General features: G+C 62.4%; 19 protein-coding genes. 10 read left to right on the top strand and 9 right to left on the bottom strand.

Going from position 1 to position 17209, the window contains the following annotated elements:
- Nucleotides 1-169 precede the first annotated feature (169 nt).
- Together JYU29_RS13685 and polA are read left to right on the top strand one after the other, a co-directional pair.
- On the top strand, nt 170-361 hold the full coding sequence (locus tag JYU29_RS13685) for a hypothetical protein (protein ID WP_213985364.1): 192 nt from the start codon (nt 170-172) through the stop codon (nt 359-361).
- 87 nt (nt 362-448) lie between these two features.
- The gene (polA, locus tag JYU29_RS13680) at nt 449-3373 is read left to right on the top strand and encodes a DNA polymerase I (RefSeq protein WP_213985363.1); all 2925 of its coding nucleotides are present in this window, start codon (nt 449-451) and stop codon (nt 3371-3373) included.
- A gap of 38 nt (nt 3374-3411) precedes the next feature.
- Here polA and JYU29_RS13675 read toward each other — a convergent pair whose 3' ends face one another.
- On the bottom strand, nt 3412-4020 hold the full coding sequence (locus JYU29_RS13675) for a response regulator (protein WP_213985362.1): 609 nt from the start codon (nt 4018-4020) through the stop codon (nt 3412-3414).
- Between JYU29_RS13675 and JYU29_RS13670 the strand changes: the two genes are divergently transcribed.
- Nucleotides 4019-5404, top strand: coding sequence for a cytochrome P450 (locus JYU29_RS13670; RefSeq protein ID WP_213985361.1), 1386 nt, complete (start codon nt 4019-4021; stop codon nt 5402-5404). The two genes, JYU29_RS13675 and JYU29_RS13670, sit on opposite strands and share 2 nt — an antisense overlap.
- Here JYU29_RS13670 and JYU29_RS13665 read toward each other — a convergent pair.
- Together JYU29_RS13665 and rsmI are read right to left on the bottom strand one after the other, a co-directional pair.
- Nucleotides 5401-5769: a YraN family protein gene (locus tag JYU29_RS13665; RefSeq protein ID WP_213985588.1), complete on the bottom strand. Its 369-nt coding sequence runs from the start codon at nt 5767-5769 to the stop codon at nt 5401-5403. The genes JYU29_RS13670 and JYU29_RS13665 overlap by 4 nt on opposite strands.
- Nucleotides 5770-5771: 2 nt before the next feature.
- Nucleotides 5772-6644 (bottom strand): 16S rRNA (cytidine(1402)-2'-O)-methyltransferase, encoded by an 873-nt coding sequence (rsmI, locus tag JYU29_RS13660; RefSeq protein WP_213985587.1) that lies wholly within the window; start codon nt 6642-6644, stop codon nt 5772-5774.
- Nucleotides 6645-6784: 140 nt separating this feature from the next.
- Between rsmI and JYU29_RS13655 the strand changes: the two genes are divergently transcribed.
- Nucleotides 6785-8014: a penicillin-binding protein activator gene (locus JYU29_RS13655; RefSeq protein WP_347879901.1), complete on the top strand. Its 1230-nt coding sequence runs from the start codon at nt 6785-6787 to the stop codon at nt 8012-8014.
- A gap of 115 nt (nt 8015-8129) precedes the next feature.
- A complete protein-coding gene (locus tag JYU29_RS13650; RefSeq protein WP_213985360.1) occupies nt 8130-8306 on the top strand; it encodes a hypothetical protein in 177 nt (58 codons plus the stop codon).
- A 6-nt stretch (nt 8307-8312) separates the two neighbouring features.
- Here the strand turns inward: JYU29_RS13650 and hemW are convergent, their stop codons facing one another.
- The 4 genes from hemW to rph are packed head-to-tail and all read right to left on the bottom strand — an operon-like array spanning nt 8313 to nt 11273.
- Nucleotides 8313-9473 (bottom strand): radical SAM family heme chaperone HemW, encoded by a 1161-nt coding sequence (gene hemW, locus JYU29_RS13645; protein WP_213985359.1) that lies wholly within the window; start codon nt 9471-9473, stop codon nt 8313-8315.
- On the bottom strand, nt 9474-10133 hold the full coding sequence (gene rdgB / locus JYU29_RS13640) for an RdgB/HAM1 family non-canonical purine NTP pyrophosphatase (protein WP_213985358.1): 660 nt from the start codon (nt 10131-10133) through the stop codon (nt 9474-9476). It abuts the gene before it with no gap.
- On the bottom strand, nt 10133-10546 hold the full coding sequence (locus tag JYU29_RS13635) for a VOC family protein (RefSeq protein WP_213985357.1): 414 nt from the start codon (nt 10544-10546) through the stop codon (nt 10133-10135). The genes rdgB and JYU29_RS13635 overlap by 1 nt, the downstream gene beginning before the upstream one ends.
- 10 nt (nt 10547-10556) lie before the next feature.
- Nucleotides 10557-11273, bottom strand: a complete 717-nt coding sequence (gene rph / locus JYU29_RS13630) for a ribonuclease PH (RefSeq protein ID WP_213985356.1) — start codon at nt 11271-11273, stop codon at nt 10557-10559.
- A 179-nt stretch (nt 11274-11452) separates the two neighbouring features.
- Between rph and hrcA the strand changes: the two genes are divergently transcribed.
- The 3 genes from hrcA to JYU29_RS13615 all read left to right on the top strand — a co-directional run bounded on the left by hrcA (nt 11453) and on the right by JYU29_RS13615 (nt 13949).
- Nucleotides 11453-12523, top strand: coding sequence for a heat-inducible transcriptional repressor HrcA (gene hrcA / locus JYU29_RS13625; RefSeq protein ID WP_213985355.1), 1071 nt, complete (start codon nt 11453-11455; stop codon nt 12521-12523).
- Between the two features lie 100 nt (nt 12524-12623).
- A complete protein-coding gene (gene grpE, locus JYU29_RS13620) occupies nt 12624-13247 on the top strand; it encodes a nucleotide exchange factor GrpE (protein WP_213985354.1) in 624 nt (207 codons plus the stop codon).
- A gap of 69 nt (nt 13248-13316) precedes the next feature.
- Nucleotides 13317-13949 (top strand): trimeric intracellular cation channel family protein, encoded by a 633-nt coding sequence (locus JYU29_RS13615; protein WP_213985353.1) that lies wholly within the window; start codon nt 13317-13319, stop codon nt 13947-13949.
- Here JYU29_RS13615 and JYU29_RS13610 read toward each other — a convergent pair whose 3' ends face one another.
- Nucleotides 13950-14942, bottom strand: coding sequence for an adenosine kinase (locus tag JYU29_RS13610; protein WP_213985352.1), 993 nt, complete (start codon nt 14940-14942; stop codon nt 13950-13952).
- A 142-nt stretch (nt 14943-15084) separates the two neighbouring features.
- Here JYU29_RS13610 and JYU29_RS13605 point away from each other — a divergent pair, with 142 nt between their 5' ends.
- The gene (locus JYU29_RS13605; protein ID WP_213985351.1) at nt 15085-15798 is read left to right on the top strand and encodes a sulfate transporter family protein; all 714 of its coding nucleotides are present in this window, start codon (nt 15085-15087) and stop codon (nt 15796-15798) included.
- Here the strand turns inward: JYU29_RS13605 and nth are convergent.
- Nucleotides 15795-16619 (bottom strand): endonuclease III, encoded by an 825-nt coding sequence (gene nth, locus JYU29_RS13600; RefSeq protein WP_213985350.1) that lies wholly within the window; start codon nt 16617-16619, stop codon nt 15795-15797. The genes JYU29_RS13605 and nth overlap by 4 nt on opposite strands.
- Before the next feature lie 21 nt (nt 16620-16640).
- Here nth and JYU29_RS13595 point away from each other — a divergent pair, with 21 nt between their 5' ends.
- On the top strand, nt 16641-17126 hold the full coding sequence (locus JYU29_RS13595; protein ID WP_213985349.1) for a DUF2244 domain-containing protein: 486 nt from the start codon (nt 16641-16643) through the stop codon (nt 17124-17126).
- Nucleotides 17127-17209: the final 83 nt, after the last annotated feature.

Raw genomic sequence — 17209 nt, 5'->3', positions numbered from 1 at the left:
CCGACAAGGCATATTTGTGTTTGCCAAGATGGCCAATCAAGGGCAGCAAGATTACATCTTCGTAACGTCGCCGTTACTTGGTGAAATCCTGTACGACCTGCTGTTCAGCTGCCGGCGAACAAACAACGCAGCCGTGCGTTTCCTTGGCGAACACAAGCGGAGTGAGCCCATGAACCCCGACCAAGCAAAGCCGGCCGACAAAGGCCAGACCGGACCCGCCGTGGACAACGAAAATCCCGGCAAGAGCCCGATGGAGCCGGGCACCCAGCCTACCGGACCTGCGCAGCCCTTCGATGTCGAGCATGTCGAAAGCGACCGCGCCAAGAGCCGCGGCCCGCGTCTTGGCGAGGGTTCAAGCTGACAGGTCGTGGCGGGAGCGCCTGCTCTTGTTCCGGCGTAACCGACTTCGCCATGGACAGTGTTCGCGCCCGGCGCTAGGCGTAGCGCCATGAAAAAGGGCGATCATCTCTTCCTCGTCGACGGCTCCGGCTACATCTTCCGCGCGTATCACGCGCTGCCACCGCTGACCCGCAAGTCAGACGGGCTGCCGGTAGGTGCCGTATCGGGCTTCTGCAACATGCTGTGGAAGCTGGTGCGTGATGCACGCAACACTGATGTCGGCATCGTGCCAACGCATTTCGCGGTGATTTTCGATTATTCCTCGAAGACGTTCCGCAATGAGCTGTTTTCAGAATACAAGGCCAACCGCACCGCACCGCCGGATGATCTGATCCCGCAATTCGGCTTGATCCGCCAGGCAACGCGGGCGTTCGACCTGCCCTGCATCGAGCTGGAAGGGTTCGAGGCCGACGACATCATCGCGACCTATTGCCGGATGGCCTGCGAGGTCGGCGCCGACACCACCATCGTGTCGTCCGACAAGGACCTGATGCAGCTGGTCGGCCCGTCCGTCCAGATGTACGACCCGATGAAGGACAAGCAGATCGGCGTTCCCGAGGTCATCGAGAAATGGGGCGTGCCGCCCGAAAAGATGATCGACTTGCAGGCCCTGACCGGCGATTCCGTCGACAATGTGCCGGGTGTGCCGGGCATCGGCCCCAAGACCGCCGCCCAACTCCTGGAAGAGTTCGGCGATCTCGATACGCTGTTGGCGCGCGCTTCCGAGATCAAGCAGAACAAGCGCCGCGAAACCATCATCGCCAATGCCGACAATGCTCGCGTTTCGCGCGAGCTGGTAAAGCTGCGCAACGATGCGCCGCTGACCGAACCTCTGGATGATCTGACGCTGCGCCCCGTCAATGGACCGATGCTGATCTCCTATCTGAAGGCAATGGAGTTCACCTCGCTGACGCGCCGCGTGGCCGAAACTACCGATACCGACGCCAATGCGGTGAATGCCGGTACGGTGACGCTCGAAGGGTTCGAAAGCGCGCATGGGCCGGACCTAAATGTCAAACCGGCAGCTTCAACGAGCGATGCGGCGGCACAAAACGCTGCTTCAAGTGAGAAGACGCCGGCCGCGCTGGCAGAACGTCGCGCGCAGGCGGGCGCTGGCCAGAGCATCGACCTGTCGGCCTATCGCACCATTCGCGACCAGGATGGTCTGGATACGCTGATCGCTGAGGCCTACGCCGCTGGCGTCGTCGGCTTCGACATACAGATGACCTCGATCGACCCGATGCTGGCGGAGATCACCGGCATCACGCTCGGCACCAGGGCGGGTCAGGCCGGCTATATCCCGATTGGACACAAGTCGCAGGACAGCGACCTTCTCGGCTCGGGCGCGATGGAAGGGCAGCTTGCGCTTGCAACAGCGCTGCAGGCCCTGAAACCGATTTTGTCGGATCGCTCGGTTTTGAAGGTCGGGCACAATCTGAAAACCGAGTGGCTGCTGTTGTCGCGCCACGACATTGCGCTGGAAGCCTTCGACGACATCATGCTGATGTCTTATGTGCTCGACGCCGGTTCGGGTACGCATGGCCTCGATGCCTTGGCACAGCGCTGGCTCGGCCATGCCGCTACCACCGTGAAGGACCTGCTCGGCTCCGGCCGGTCGGGCATCTCCTTCGACCGGCTCGCCCTCGAACGCGCCACGCAGGCAGCGGGCGAACAGGCAGATCTGTCCTTACGGCTATGGTCGATCCTCAAGCCGCGCCTGGTCGCCGAAGGTCTCGTTTCGATCTATGAGCGACTTGAGCGACCGCTGGTTTCAACGCTGGCGCAGATGGAAAGCCGGGGCATTGCGATTGACCGCCAGATGCTGTCGCGTTTGTCCGGCGAGCTGGCGCAAAAGGCGGCCGGGCTGGAAGACGCCATCTACAAGGCAGCCGGCGAAAGCTTCACCATCGGCTCCCCCAAGCAGCTCGGCGATATCCTGTTCGGCAAGCTTGGGCTTCCAGGCGGCGCGAAGACCAAGACAGGCCAGTGGTCGACCTCGGCGCAGGTTCTGGAAGAACTCGCGGCGGAAGGTCATGAGCTCCCGCGCAAGATCGTGGATTGGCGCCAGCTGACCAAGCTGAAGTCGACCTATACCGACGCCCTGCCCGGCTATGTGCATCCCGAAACGCGGCGCGTGCACACGTCTTATTCAATGGCATCGACATCGACGGGCCGCTTGTCGTCAACAGAGCCGAACCTGCAGAACATCCCGATCCGCACGGTGGAAGGGCGCAAGATCCGCACGGCTTTCATTGCCGAAGACGGCAATCGTCTGATTTCGGCAGACTACAGCCAGATCGAGCTGCGCATCCTCGCCCATGTCGCGGATATTCCGCAGCTGAAGGCGGCGTTTGCCAATGGCGACGACATCCATGCGATCACGGCATCGGAAATGTTCGGTGTGCCGGTGGAAGGCATGCCACGCGAGGTGCGTTCACGCGCCAAGGCGATCAACTTCGGAATCGTTTACGGCATTTCCGCCTTCGGCCTCGCCAACCAGCTGTCGATCCCGCGCGAAGAAGCCGGCGCTTATATCAAGCGCTACTTCGAGCGCTTCCCGGGGATTCGCGATTACATGGATGCGACAAAGGCATTCTGCCGCGAGCATGGCTATGTCGAAACGATCTTCGGGCGGCGCGCGCATTATCCGGAAATCCGCGCGTCCAATCCCTCAATCCGCGCCAATTCCGAACGCGCAGCCATCAATGCGCCGATCCAGGGATCGGCGGCCGACATTATCCGCCGTGCAATGGTGAAGATGGATGGCGCTCTGCAGGAAGCCGGCCTTGGCGATGTGCGCATGCTCCTGCAGGTGCATGACGAACTGGTGTTCGAGGCAGCAGAGGCGGACGTCGAAAAAGCGATTCCCGTGATCCGCAAGGTCATGGAAGACGCCGCGATGCCAGCTGTGGCGCTATCGGTGCCGCTGCAGGTCGATGCGCGGGCGGCTCATAACTGGGACGAGGCGCACTGAGCCGGCGTGACCGGCCAGGCGTCGATCGACACTCGACGTTAGTTGATGTGTGAAGGCTGGAGCGCAAAAAGCTGGAGGCGCTTGGGCGGAACGGCAACCGCCTTGTTGTGGCATGCACGCGCGTAATGGATCGCCTGTTTCAGCTCATCGTCTGCAACCGGCTTCGACAACACGCCAAGCGTTCCGGGCACGCCTTCGCTGATCTGCGATGGGTTGGCCGTCATGAACAAAACGGTGATGCCATGCTTGTCGGCCAAAGCGCGGCCGATCTCGGGGCCGGTCGCACCATCACGCAGATTGAGGTCCACTAAAGCGATATCCGCGTCCGGAGCCAGATCCATCGCCGTGCGATGATCCGCTGCAATTCCGATCGCGCTATAACCGAGTTCCTCGACCACGTGCTCAATCTCGATTGCGACGAAAATTTCGTCTTCAACCACGAGTACTTTGCACATGTCTGGTTCTGTATCCCTGTCGCAACTTACCAAACTCGCGTTGGTACAGTTTCGTTGCACCACTGGATGAATTTTTTTGCCTTGCTGAACAGGGCGCGTCAAGAAGCCTGCGGCGAAGAGGTTTTGCGTTTGCGCATTGAGGCTCTTCCTCACCGTTCCCATATCAGGGACATGGCTGGAGCCCTTTTCCATGGATGCTAAACCCGCGCCCTTTATTCCGCCCGCACCGAAGCCGCGCACCATACCGCCTTCGACCCTGCAGATGATCGGGATCGTTTACCGCAATCCGTTGGAGCTGTGGGGTGCGCCTTCCTACAACGAGCCCTGGATCAGCGTTGCCGGTGTCGGCGGACCGTTGCTGATCGCCAACGATCCTGGACTGATCCGGCATGTGCTGGTGGACAACGCCAAGAACTACAAGATGGCGACGGTGCGCCAGAACATTCTGCGCCCAATCCTGCGCGATGGTCTTCTGACCGCCGAGGGTGCGGTGTGGAAGCGCTCGCGCAAGGCGATGGCGCCGGTGTTTACGCCGCGCCACAACAAGAACTTCGCGCAGCCGATGCTGAAATGCTCGACCGATTTTGTTCAACGCTACGAAGAACAGGCCGATCGTCCCGGTGCGGCTGTGGATGTCGCACGCGACATGACCACGCTGACCTATGAGATCCTGGCCGAAACCCTGTTTTCGGGCGAGATTGCCGGAGAGCCGGGATCGTTCGAAACGCAGATCGATCGCTTGTTCGAAACGATGGGGCGCGTCGATCCGCTCGATCTTCTGCGCGCGCCGAAATGGCTGCCGCGTTTCACGCAGTTTCGCGGGCGCAAGGCAATGGCTTACTTTCGCCAGATCGTGTCCGACACGATGGATCTGCGCCGCAAACGCATGCAGCGGACGCCCGATGATGTTCCGGAAGATTTCCTGACGCTACTTTTGCGCGCCGAAGGTCCGGACGGGCTGACGCGCGGCGAGGTCGAAGACAACATCATCACCTTTATCGGCGCCGGTCACGAAACCACGGCCCGGGCTTTGGGCTGGACGCTCTATTGCCTCGCCAATGCGCCATGGGAGCGCGCACCGATCGAAGCCGAGATCGATCAGGTCGTGGCGAGCGTGCCCGATCCCGTTGACTGGCTCGACGCCATGCCGCTGACACGCGCGGCTTTCGAGGAAGCCATGCGGCTTTATCCGCCGGCACCTTCGCTCAATCGTGAGCCGATCGAGGACGACCGTTACAAGGATCTCGAGATCAAGCAGGGCACGCAGGTCCTGATGATGCCGTGGACGGTGCATCGCCACCGCAAGTTCTGGGATCAGCCGGACGCCTTCATGCCGGAGCGCTTTCATCCGGAGAACCGCGACAAGATTGATCGCTACCAGTATCTCCCCTTCGGTGCGGGCGCCCGGACCTGTATCGGCGCGAGCTTCGCCATGCAGGAAGCAGCGATTGCGCTGGGCGTGCTGATGTCGCGCTACCGGTTCGACACCACGGCGCAGACCAATCCATGGCCGGTGCAGAAACTGACCACGCAGCCGGAAGGCGGTTTGTGGATGACCGTGACGAAACGGACCTAGTTTCGTCCCTGGAAGATGTTCGGCACGTGGATCGGCCAGTGCCAGGGCAGTACGGCCACCATGTCGAAGCGCAGGTTGAGCCGGGCATAATCGCGTTGCCTGGCCAGCCACAGATCGGCGGCGGCTTCGATGCGGCCCTGGGCCGACGGACTGATGGCGTCCATGGCCTGTGAGAGGTTTGGCCTCGCCTTGACCTCGACGATCGCCACAAGCGTGCCTCGACGGGCAATGATGTCGATCTCGCCGCTCTTCGTGCGGTAGCGACGCGCGACGATCCGGTAGCCCTTCACCATCAGCGCGAAAGCGGCAAAGGCTTCGCTGGTGTGGCCGCGCCTGTACGCCTTGAGCTTCGCCTTGCCCGGCACCTTCACGCTTGTGCGTCCTTCAGCTCCAGAAGGCGTTTGTAGAGGTCGCCTTTCGGCAGCCCGGTTTGCTTGGCCGCCTCGCCTGCCGCTTTCGCCGTCGACATCTCCTCGGAGAGCGACAAGAGAAGCGTGTCGACATCCGCTTCCTTTGGGGCGTCCGGCTCGCCGGGTGGAGCAACGCAGATGACGATCTCGCCGCGCGGCGTATCGGCTTCGGCATAATGCGCGGCAAGTTCACTCAGGGTGCCGCGACGCACTTCCTCGAAAGTCTTGGTGAGTTCGCGCGACACCGTCGCCTGCCGGTCGGCACCAAGTTCATCGGCCATGGCCTGCAGGCTGACAGCAAGACGGCGCGGCGATTCATAGAAGATCAGCGTGCCTGGAATGGCTTTTACCGCGTTCAAGCGACTGCGCTTGGCACCATCCTTTGGTGATAGAAAGCCGGCAAAGAAAAAAGAATCCGTTGCTAGACCGGAGACTGCAAGCGCTGAGAGAACGGCAGATGCGCCGGGGATGGGGATCACACGCAAGCCGGCTTCCGCCATCGCGCCGACAAGTCGAAAGCCCGGATCGGAAATCAGCGGCGTGCCGGCGTCGCTCACCAGCGCTACGCTCTTGCCGCCGGCGACCGCTTCAACCAGACGCGGCGTGGCTTCGCTTTCATTGTGCTCATGATACGCGAAGGCGCGGCGGCGTATGCCGTAGCGTTCGAGAAGTACGCGGGTGACGCGGGTATCTTCGCAGGCCAAAATGTCGGCAACGGCCAATGTTTCCAGCGCGCGCAACGTGATGTCGCCGAGATTGCCGATTGGCGTCGAGACGATGTAAAGCGCTGGCTCGAGCGGGCGAGCCGGCATAGTCGTCTGGCCGATCATGAAGCTCTTCGGCGCGTCCGCTTCGTCCTGCACGGTTTTGTCCTTCGGGGTCATGTCAGGGCGAGCTTTGACACGGCGTGCGCAAGCTTGCAAAGTCCCGCGCGATTTTGAAAGCCGGTATCGAGCCGGAAAGGATTGTTGTGACGCGTTTGTTGTTCCGCCGACCGGGTATGCGCCAGCTGGGCTTCGTGCTTGGACTAGGGCTTCTTGCAGGCTGCCAGACCCAGGTGCCGGCAGGCATGCCGCAGCAACCCCAAATGCAGGCCGCACCGCAGGCAATCGAAGCACCGTCGCTGACACAAAACGCCTTACCGCCGGCCAGTGGCGAAGTGCTCGGACAGGGATCGGTGCGCGTCGCGCTGCTTTTGCCGTTGTCAGCGGAAGGCACCAGCGCGCAGATCGGCCGCGAATTCCGCAATGCCGCAGCGCTTGCCATGGAAGATGTCGGACAAGACACGTTGCAGCTCGTGATCAAGGACACCGGACGCGATGCGGCCCGCGTGCAGGCAGCGGCCAGCGAAGCCGTGCTTGAGGGGTCGTCGCTGGTTCTCGGCCCGATCTTTGCCGCCGATGTGTCGGCAGCCGCCGGCGTGACGCGGCCTGCGGGCAAGACGATGATCGCCTTTTCCTCGGATCGCAACGTGGCGGGTTCGCGCGTTTATCTGAACTCCTTCCTTCCCGGTGGCGTGGTAACGCGCACTGTTTCCTATGCTTCGCAGAACGGGGTGCGCTCGGTGCTTGGCTTCTTTGCCAATGGTCCTGCCGGCGATCTCGCCGAACAGGCCGCGCGTACCGCAATCCAGGCCAATGGCGGCGTGATGGCGGCGTCGGTGCGCTATGACGCAAACGAGGCGTCCATCCAGCAGGCGGCTGCGGCGGCAGTTCCGGTTCTCATGCAGGCCGACGCCATTCTCATTCCCGATGGCGGCCCGACGCCGGCGGCCATTCTCGGTGCGCTGCGCTCCAACGGTGCTGATCTCGCAAACAAGCGGTTGCTCGGCACCGGGCAGTGGACAACCGCCAATTTGAGCGATCCGGCGCTGCAGGGCGCCTGGTTCGCCGATAGCGACCAGCAGCGGCTGACCGCCTTCAAGGCGCGCTACCAGGGCAAATTCGGGACAGCACCCACCGCCAATGCCGCCCTTGCCTATGATACTGTGGTGATGGCCGGCAGCGTGGTGAAGCGCTTCGGGGCCGGTGGGTTCGCTAACAGCGTCATCGAAGCCGATTCAGGCTATGCCGGTTACGCCGGCGTGTTCCGGTTCGAGCCGGATGGCACGACGCAGCGTGGCTATGCCGTGTATGAAGTCGCTCCCGGTGGTGCGACCCGGGTTGTCAGCCCCGCACCCCGCAGCTTCAGCGGCAGCTAAGCCCCCGCCCCTGATCATACGCTTACGATGACGCTGCGTAAGAAACTCTCATCTGCCTAAGAAGAAGGCGGAACCTGCCGGCGCTTTGCGCGTTTCGGCAGGTCGGGAGTTTATTATGAGCAATCTGCAGGTCCATAACAGTTTCGAGCCCTATTATGCGGGCCGCAACACTGATGTTTCCAAATGGACGGTGCGCAAGAAGACCGGTGACCGGATCGATCCGGTGAAGATCGAGCACGCTCCTGAGACGCAGGTCCCCGCAAACATGGACACGCGCCTCAAGCAGGCCTGACGCGTTTTATTGCGCGAGGTCTGCGACCAGCGCATCGAGCACACTCATGCCAGCCTGCGTTGCCCGCAAGCGGCTGTTGCCGATCGATTCCACCAGACCCTGTTGTTGCAGAAAGCTGAGACGCTCCGGTTCGAAGCCGCGGTTGGCGAGCGCTTCATAGCGATGCACTTCGATGCCTTCGCGCAGCCGCAGGCCCATCAGAAGAAGCTCGTCGGCTTCTTCCCAGGACGTCAGCTGTTCGCCTGATGTGATGCCAGTGCCATTCTGCTCCACCGCCGCCAGCCAGTTTTCCGGATGCCGTTCGGCGATCGTCACGATCCGCTGGCGCCCCTCTACGAAGCGACCATGCGCACCGGGGCCGATGCCGACATAATCGCCGTAGCGCCAATATGTCAGGTTATGCCGGCTTTCCGCGCCGGGAACGGCGTGGTTCGAGACTTCATAGGCCGGCAATCCGGCTTGTGCCGTGACGGTCTGCGTCAGCTCGTAAAGATCGGCGGCGTGATCGGGATCGGGAATGGCGAACTTCTTGGCACGGTGCAGCGCGTAGAAGGGCGTGCCTTCCTCGATGGTCAGTTGATAGAGCGACAGGTGGTCGGCAGCATAGCCGATAGCCTGGCGCAGTTCCGCTTCCCAGGCTTCGAGCGTCTGCAGAGGGCGGGCATAGATCAGATCAAAGGACAGGCGCGGGAAGATCTCGCGCGCAAGGTCGATGGCGGTCAGCGCCTCCGTCACATTGTGCATGCGACCGAGAAACCGGAGGTCGATGTCGTTCAGCGCCTGCACGCCCAGCGACACGCGGTTGACGCCGGCTGCACGATAGCCCCGGAAACGATTGGCTTCGACGGAGGTCGGATTGGCCTCCAGCGTAATCTCGATGCCATCCGGCACGGTCCAGTTGGCTGCAACCGCATCGAGCACAGCACCCACCGTTTCCGGCTTCATCAAGGACGGGGTGCCACCGCCCAGGAAAATCGAGGTGACCTCGCGTGGCCCGGTGCGCTCGCGCATGCCGGCCATTTCGCGCCGGAAGGCTTCGGCGAAGCGTTCCTGGTCCACCGGCTGGTGGCGCACATGGCTGTTGAAGTCGCAATAGGGGCATTTGGCCGCGCAAAACGGCCAGTGAATATAAACGCCGAAGCCGGGCGAGCCGTCGTCGCGCCGCACCTAGACCTGAGACTCCAGACGGGCTGTGGCGAACTTCTGGAAAGCCCGGGCACGATGCGACAAGGCTTCCTTGTCGCCTGGCTTCCAGCCATGCTTTTCTTCAGGCGTCATTTCGCCGAAGGTGATGTCGCGGCCATCCGGCAAAAACACCGGATCATAGCCGAAGCCGGTTTGACCGCGCGGCGGCCAGATGAGCTGCCCTTCCGCTTCGCCGCGATAATATTCCACCTCGCCATCGGGAAAGGCGAGGCAGATTACGGCCACGAAGCGTCCGGTTCGCTGTGCGGGATCCACCGCGCCAACCGCCTGCAGCCGGTCCTCGACCTTGCGCATCGCCATCACGAAATCACGTGTGCCATCGGCGGTTTCCGCCCAGTTGGCGGTGTAAACGCCGGGCTCGCCGTTCAGCGCATCCACGCACAGGCCGGAATCGTCGGACATGGCCGGCAGGCCGGTCGCCTTGGCGGCGGCCAGCGCCTTGATGGCGGCATTTTCCTCGAATGTCGTGCCGGTTTCTTCCGGCTCAGGCAGGTTGTAATCGGCAGCCGATTTCGCTTCCAAGCCGAACGGCGCGATCAGATCGGCAAATTCCCGCAGCTTGCCGGAGTTGTGGCTGGCAACCACGATACGGTTGCCGATCGGGCGCAAGGTTTCGGCCATCAGGCTAATCCCCAAATCTCTGGGTTTGCGAATTCCAGCGAATTGCCGGCTGGATCGCGGATGTACAGCGAGCGCCCGCCTTCCGGCCAGGTGAACGCGGCTTCTATAGCGATCCCAGCTTGCGCCAGCCGCTCTTTCCACCGGTCGATCTCTTCGTCCGAAGCCCGGAAGCAGAGATGCCCTTGGCCCCTTGCGCCATGTGGTGGCACGGGTAAGCGAGCATCCGGTGCGGGCGGCTCGATCGTGGCGTCCGGGTTGAAAAGCAGCAGCACGCCCTGCCCGCAGCGCAGGAACACATGGCGGCCTTCCACCTTGCGGATCAAAGGCAGCCCGAGCACATCCGTGTAGAAGGCTTCCGCTTTGTCGAGGTCATCGACATAAAGCGCGGATTCCAGGATGGCCGCCGGCTGCATGATACCGGCCTCAGCCGATCGCCATCTGCTGCAGGCTGACGAGACGGGCGATGCCGTTCTTGGCGAGGCCCATCAGCTGCGAGAATTCTTCTTCCGAAAAAGGCGCGCCCTCGGCCGTGCCCTGGATCTCGACGATGCCGCCCTTGCCGGTCATCACGAAATTGGCGTCGGTTTGGGCAGCCGAATCTTCGAGGTAATCCAAGTCGATCACCGGCTGGCCCTCATAGATGCCGCAGGAAATCGCCGCGACGTGATCCTTCAGGACCTTGTTGACGCTGATCATCTTGCGCGCTTCCATCCAAGACAGACACTGATGCAGGGCCACGAAGCCGCCAGTGATGGCCGCCGTGCGGGTGCCGCCATCGGCCTGGATGACATCGCAATCCACCGTAATCTGCACTTCACCGAGGGCGGCCATGTCCACGACCGAACGCAGCGAACGGCCGATGAGGCGCTGGATTTCCTGTGTGCGGCCACCCTGCTTGCCGGCAGCAGCCTCACGGCGCATGCGATCACCCGTGGCGCGCGGCAGCATGCCGTATTCGGCCGTCACCCAACCCTTGCCGGTGTTGCGCATCCAGCCGGGAACGCGCTCTTCGAGGCTTGCGGTGCACAACACATGCGTGTCGCCAAACTTCACGAGGCAGGAGCCTTCCGCGTGCTTGGATACGCCGCGCTCAAAGGAGATGGCGCGCATTTCGTCGGGCTGACGCTTGGAAGGTCGCATGCAAGGTCCGGTCATAAACTGAAATCAAGAATTGCCGGCTTTTAACCAGAGCTGCGCTTCAGTGCAAAGAAAAAGGCTGCACGCGCCGCGCCACCCAGGTGTTGGGCGCTTCAAGGCGGTTGTGCCGGTGTGGGAACGGCATATATCTCTCTTATGATCTTCACAACCGTTTCGAAGCGATGACCTTTCCGCTGCCCGATCCCGCTCTGGCGGCATTGGATGCGCGTTCGCGCGACATCTTCCGGCTGATTGTCGATGCTTACATGCGCGACGGCGAACCGCTGGGATCGCGCAACCTGTCGCGCATGCTGCCGGTGAACCTGTCGGCCGCCACCGTGCGCAACGTGATGAGCGATCTCGAACATCTCGGCCTGATCTATTCGCCACACACTTCGGCCGGCCGCTTGCCGACGCAGCGCGGTTTGCGCTTTTTCGTCGATGCTTTCATGGAACTCGGCGATCTCGGCGAGGAAGAACGCCGCGTGATCGATGCGCAGGTGAAAGCGTCGGGTGCCGGCTCAAGCGTCGAAACCATGCTGACGGAAGCCAGCCAGATGCTGTCGGGTATGTCGCGCGGCGCCGGGCTCGTGGTGGCCACGAAAAGCGAAACGGCGCTCAAGCATGTCGAGTTCATCCAGCTCGAACCCACCAAGGCGCTGGCCATCCTCGTGTCGCAGGGCGGCGAGGTAGAGAACCGCATTCTCGATCTGCCCGCCGGCATCGCGCCTTCGCAGCTGCAGGAAGCTTCCAACTTCCTCAACGCCCATATTCGCGGCCGAACCATTTCGGAAGCGCGCTCCGATATTGCACGGCTGGTGGAAGAAACACGCGGCGCGCTGGATGCGCTGTCACAGGATCTCGTGACGCGCGGCCTTGCCGTTTGGGCCGGATCGGAAAGCGGTCTGCCGGCACGCCTGATCGTGCGCGGTCGCGCCAACCTGCTCGACAATCTCAACGCCGCCGCCGACATCGAGCTCCTCAAGCACCTGTTCGAGGATCTGGAAGCGCAGGAAGGCCTGGTGCAGTTGCTTGATCTCGCCGACGAGGGCTCGGGCGTGCGTATCTTCATCGGCTCGGAAAACAAGCTGTTTTCCATGTCCGGCTCTTCGCTGGTTGTGGCACCCTATCGCGACAAGAACTCGCGGGTGATCGGGGCTTTGGGCGTGATCGGGCCGACGCGGCTCAACTATGCGCGGATCGTTCCGATGGTGGATTACACCGCCCAGTTGATCAGCCGCATGATGCGGTGAAACCTGCCGCGACCATCACACGCTCTTGATTTTAACGGCCCGGCACTCGATATCGGGCGCAAATCACAATTCCCTAAGACAAACAACGACCGGATGAGCCATGACTGACGAGGCAAACCAGAATCGCGCACCGGAAGAGGCTGAAGTTCTCGCTGCCGAGGCCCCCGAATTCGCAGCCGACACCGAAGCGTTCTTGCGCTTGGCGGCGGAAAACGAAGAGCTGAAAGACCGCGCGCTTCGCATTGCCGCCGATATGGAAAACCTGCGCCGCCGCACACAGCGCGACGTGGCCGATGCGCGGACCTATGCCGTGACGAACTTCGCCCGCGACATGCTGGGCGTATCGGACAATCTTCGCCGTGCCCTGGAAGCCATTCCAGGTGATGCGCTCGAAAGCGGCGACGCCGGCTTCAAGGCATTGGCCGAAGGTGTGGAAATGACCGAGCGCGCGATGCTGTCGGCTCTTGAGCGTCATGGCGTGAAGAAGCTCGAGCCGCAGGGTGAGAAGTTCGACCCGAACTTCCACCAGGCTATGTTCGAAGTGCCGAACCCCGAAGTGCCGAACAACACGGTCGTTCAGGTGGTCCAAAGCGGCTACGCGATCGGCGACCGCGTTCTGCGTCCGGCCATGGTCGGCGTGGCGAAGGGCGGACCGAAGGTTGCGGCCGCGGAAGCGCCCGCCGAGGCAGCAGCTGCTGCACCACAAGGCGACAACGAGGCTTAAACCGCTTCCTCATTTCACCCGATGCGGGGCTTCTCTCGCGTCGGGTGCCTGATCTCTGAGGCAGCGTTCATGGATCTCATCCAGGTGCTGGATTATGCCGGCGTGGCCGTGTTTGCCGCGACCGGCGCTTTGGCGGCATCCCGCAAGCAGCTGGATCTCATCGGCTTTCTGTTTCTCGCTGCCGTAACGGGCGTAGGCGGCGGCACGGTGCGCGATGTGATCCTCGGCCTGCCGGTGTTCTGGATCATCCAGCCGCTTTACATGATCATCTGCGCCGGCGTGGCGCTTCTTATCTATTTCACCGCTTATCTCGTTGAATCCCGCTATCGGCTGCTTCTGTGGCTCGATGCGATGGGGCTCAGCGCGTATTGCGTGCTCGGCGCCTTCAAGGGGCTTGCCAGCACCGGGTCGCTGACGGTCGCCATCGTGATGGGCATGCTGACGGCGGCGTTCGGCGGCATCATGCGCGACACGCTGGCCGGCGAGCCTTCCGTTCTTCTACGGCCGGAAATCTATGTCTCGGCGGCGATGGCGGGCGCGGTTGTTTATACGCTGACGGCGATGCTCGGCCTGCCACCGACGGCGGCCGCCTTGCTGGGCATGGCGACGGCCTTCCTGATCCGGGCGGGCGCGATCCGGTTCGGCTGGACGATCCCCACCTATCGCTCGCGCCCGGGCCGGCGGCCGGAAGACATCACGTAATCAGATCAGCCCGGCTGCGCGCGCTGCATCGCCCAGGTTCTTGCGGGGGCGTGGTCCGATCTGCTGGATCACCAGACCGGCTGCCAATGAGCCCAGATTGCCGCAGGTCAGGAGATCACGGCCGGTTGTGTAGCCGAACAGAAAGCCAGCCGCGTACAGATCACCCGCACCGGTGGTGTCCACCAGTTCCGCGATGGCGATCGCCTGCACCTCGACCGTTTCCGCACCGCGCACGATCACCGACCCCAGTTCGGAGCGTGTGACCGCGGCCAGCTTGCAGTCGCGGCGCACCGCATCCAGCGCGTCTTCGAAGGACTCGGTCTGGTAGAGCGACTTCAGCTCGCTTTCATTGGCAAACACGATGTCGACCGTGCCGGAGCGCATCAGCTCGAGGAAATCGTTGCGGTAGCGATCGACGCAAAAAGGATCCGACAGCGTCATTGCGACTTCATTGCCGGCCTCATGCGCGATCGAAGCCGTTTGCCGGATAGCATCCTTGGCGCGCGGCGGATCCCACAGATAGCCTTCGAAATAGGTGACCTTGGCAGCTTCCGCCTTTGGCCGCTCCACATCCTCCGGCCCGAGTTCGACGCAGGCGCCGAGATAAGTGTTCATCGACCGCTCGCCATCCGCGGTCACGAAGATCATGGAACGTGCCGTCGGCGGTTCGCCGGTCAACGGCTTCGTATCGAAAGCCACGCCTTGCGCGCGGATGTCATGAGTGAAGATCTTGCCGAGGTGATCGTCGCTGATCTTGCCGAAATAAGCGGCCTGCGCGCCGAAGCTCGCCAGACCGGACGCCGTATTGCCGGCACTGCCGCCCGACGTTTCGATCGCCGGTCCCATACGGCTGTAAAGAAGCTCAGCGCGCTCCGCGTCGATCAGGTTCATCGCACCCCTGATGATCCCGTTTTCGACCAGAAACGCGTCTTCGCAGCGAGCGATGATGTCGACAATGGCGTTGCCGATGCAAAGAACGTCATATTGGGTCATGAGGCTTGGCGTCCGGTCAAAACAAAGGGCGTGACCGGAGCAATCCTCGGGTCCGACCCGGTTTAACGCGGGCCATGCGCATTGCCTAGCTTGCTTGCGCATCTTATCTGCGGGGCACCGTGCATCAGGAGCCATCGACACCATGATCATCGAAAGCGCGCGCGCAGCCGCCGGTCATCTGTTCAGCGCGCCCTTTCGCGCCGTGCTTTTCAAGTCGCTCGGCTTGAGCATCCTTGTGCTGATGGCTTTATGGTTCGGTTTGACGCAGCTGTTCGACTGGATGGCGCTGCCGCTGCTCGAAGGTCTGTTCACGGGCGCACCGGCCTGGGGCGAATGGGTCGGCTTCTTTACCGCGATCCTCGCCGGTCTTGCTGTTGCCGCCGGGCTGGCGCTTCTGATCGCACCGGTGACAGCGCTGATCGCCAGCTTGTTTCTCGATGATGTCGCGGAGCGGGTCGAGCAGATCGACTTTCCCGCCGAAGCGCCCGGCCGGCCGGTACCAATCGTTCAGGGCGCCTGGTTGTCGATCAAGTTCTTCGGCGTGGTGATCCTCGGCAACCTCATCGCCTTTGCCCTGCTGCTGGTGCCGGGCGTCAACATCGTCGCCTTTTTCGTGGTGAATGCCTATCTTCTCAGCCGCGAGTTCTTCGAATTCGCCGCCATGCGCTTTCGCTCCGAGGCCGAAGCCAAGGCGCTGCGCCGCAAGCATGCTGCAACCGTGTTTACCGCAGGTTTGGTGATCGCCGGCCTTTTGGCCGTGCCGCTCCTCAACCTGCTGACGCCGTTGTTTGCCGCCGCCATGATGGTGCATCTGCACAAGCGCATCTCGGCGCGTGAAAGGCTGCCGGCGCGCTAGCGGGTCGCGGCAATCTCGGCTTCCACCGGATCGAGGATCTCGATCGGCACAAGCGGCGCAGGCACGTCCGTCGTCTTCTCGTCGGCCTTGCAGAGATCGGCGATGACGCAGGCCGGGCATTCCGGCTTGCGCGCCTTGCAGACATAGCGGCCATGCAGAATCAGCCAATGATGGGCGTGGCGTAGATAATGCTCGGGAATCACCCGCACCAGCTTGTTTTCGACCTCTTCCGGCGTTTTGCCCGGCGCGAACTTCAGCCGGTTGCCGAGCCGGAACAGATGCGTATCGACCGCCATGGTGAGCTGGCCGAAGGCTGAGTTCAGCACGACATTGGCCGTCTTGCGCCCAACGCCCGGCAAGGCTGTCAGGGCATCGCGCGTATCAGGCACTTCGCCGCCATGATCGCGGAGCAGGGCTTCCGACAGGAGGGCGACGTGTTTGGCTTTCGCGCGCCACAGGCCGATGGTGCGGATATGTTCGGCGATCTTGGCCTCGCCCAGCGCCGCCATCTTGGCTGGGGTATCGGCCACAGCAAACAATCCACGCGTCGCCTTGTTGACGCCGGCATCGGTCGCCTGCGCCGAAAGCACCACCGCCACCAGAAGCGTGAAGGCATTGACGTGCTCAAGCTCGCCTTTCGGCTCCGGCCGCTGCACGGCGAAGCGGCGGAAGATCTCTTCGATCTCGGCTGGCGAATAGGGTGATTTCCAGCGCGGCTTGGCGCGTGTCCGCTTTTTCACCGCGCCCTTGGCCGCAGGCTTGGCGTTCAACTTATCTGGCGCAGGCGCTTGTGTCGCGATTTCGGGCTTGGGCTTTGTCATCGGCTCTCTATAATGCGGGGAATGGCCGAGACCAACGCCGCTGATGCGCCGATTTTCCGGGCTTTATTGACGCCGCACCGATCCCTCGGTCCGCGCGGCTTTCGTGTGCTGATGGGCATCATGGTGGTCAGCAGCCTGATCTGCGGCCTGTTCTGCATCGCAGCCGGCGCCTGGCCGATCTTCGGCTTCTTCGGCCTGGATGTTCTTGTCCTGTATATCGCCTTCAAGCTGAACTACCGCTCAGGGCGCGCGCGCGAAGAAGTGTCGGTGTCACGCACCTCGCTCGACATTCGCCAGATTGCGCCATCGGGCCAAGCGCGCGAACATCACTTCAACCCGTTCTGGGCACGTTTCGCGGTGTCGCGGCATGAGGAGATCGGCATCACCCGCATGGCCGTGGAAGCGCAAGGCCAGCAGGTGCAGATCGGCAGCTTCCTCAATCCCGATGATCGCGAAAGCTTCGCCAAGGCCTTCGGCCGCGCCTTGGCTACAGCCAAAGCAGGTTAAGCGCACACGCTTCCAGGTTGTGACGCGGCGTCATTAGCCTGTCATGGCCGGCCTCTACTTCCGCAGCTGATCCAGCCACATCA

This window comes from Tianweitania aestuarii (assembly GCF_018457165.1).
GTDB lineage: Bacteria > Pseudomonadota > Alphaproteobacteria > Rhizobiales > Rhizobiaceae > Tianweitania > Tianweitania aestuarii.
The sequence above is the reverse complement of the archived record's forward strand: the minus strand, read 5'-3'. Positions and strand labels throughout refer to the sequence as shown.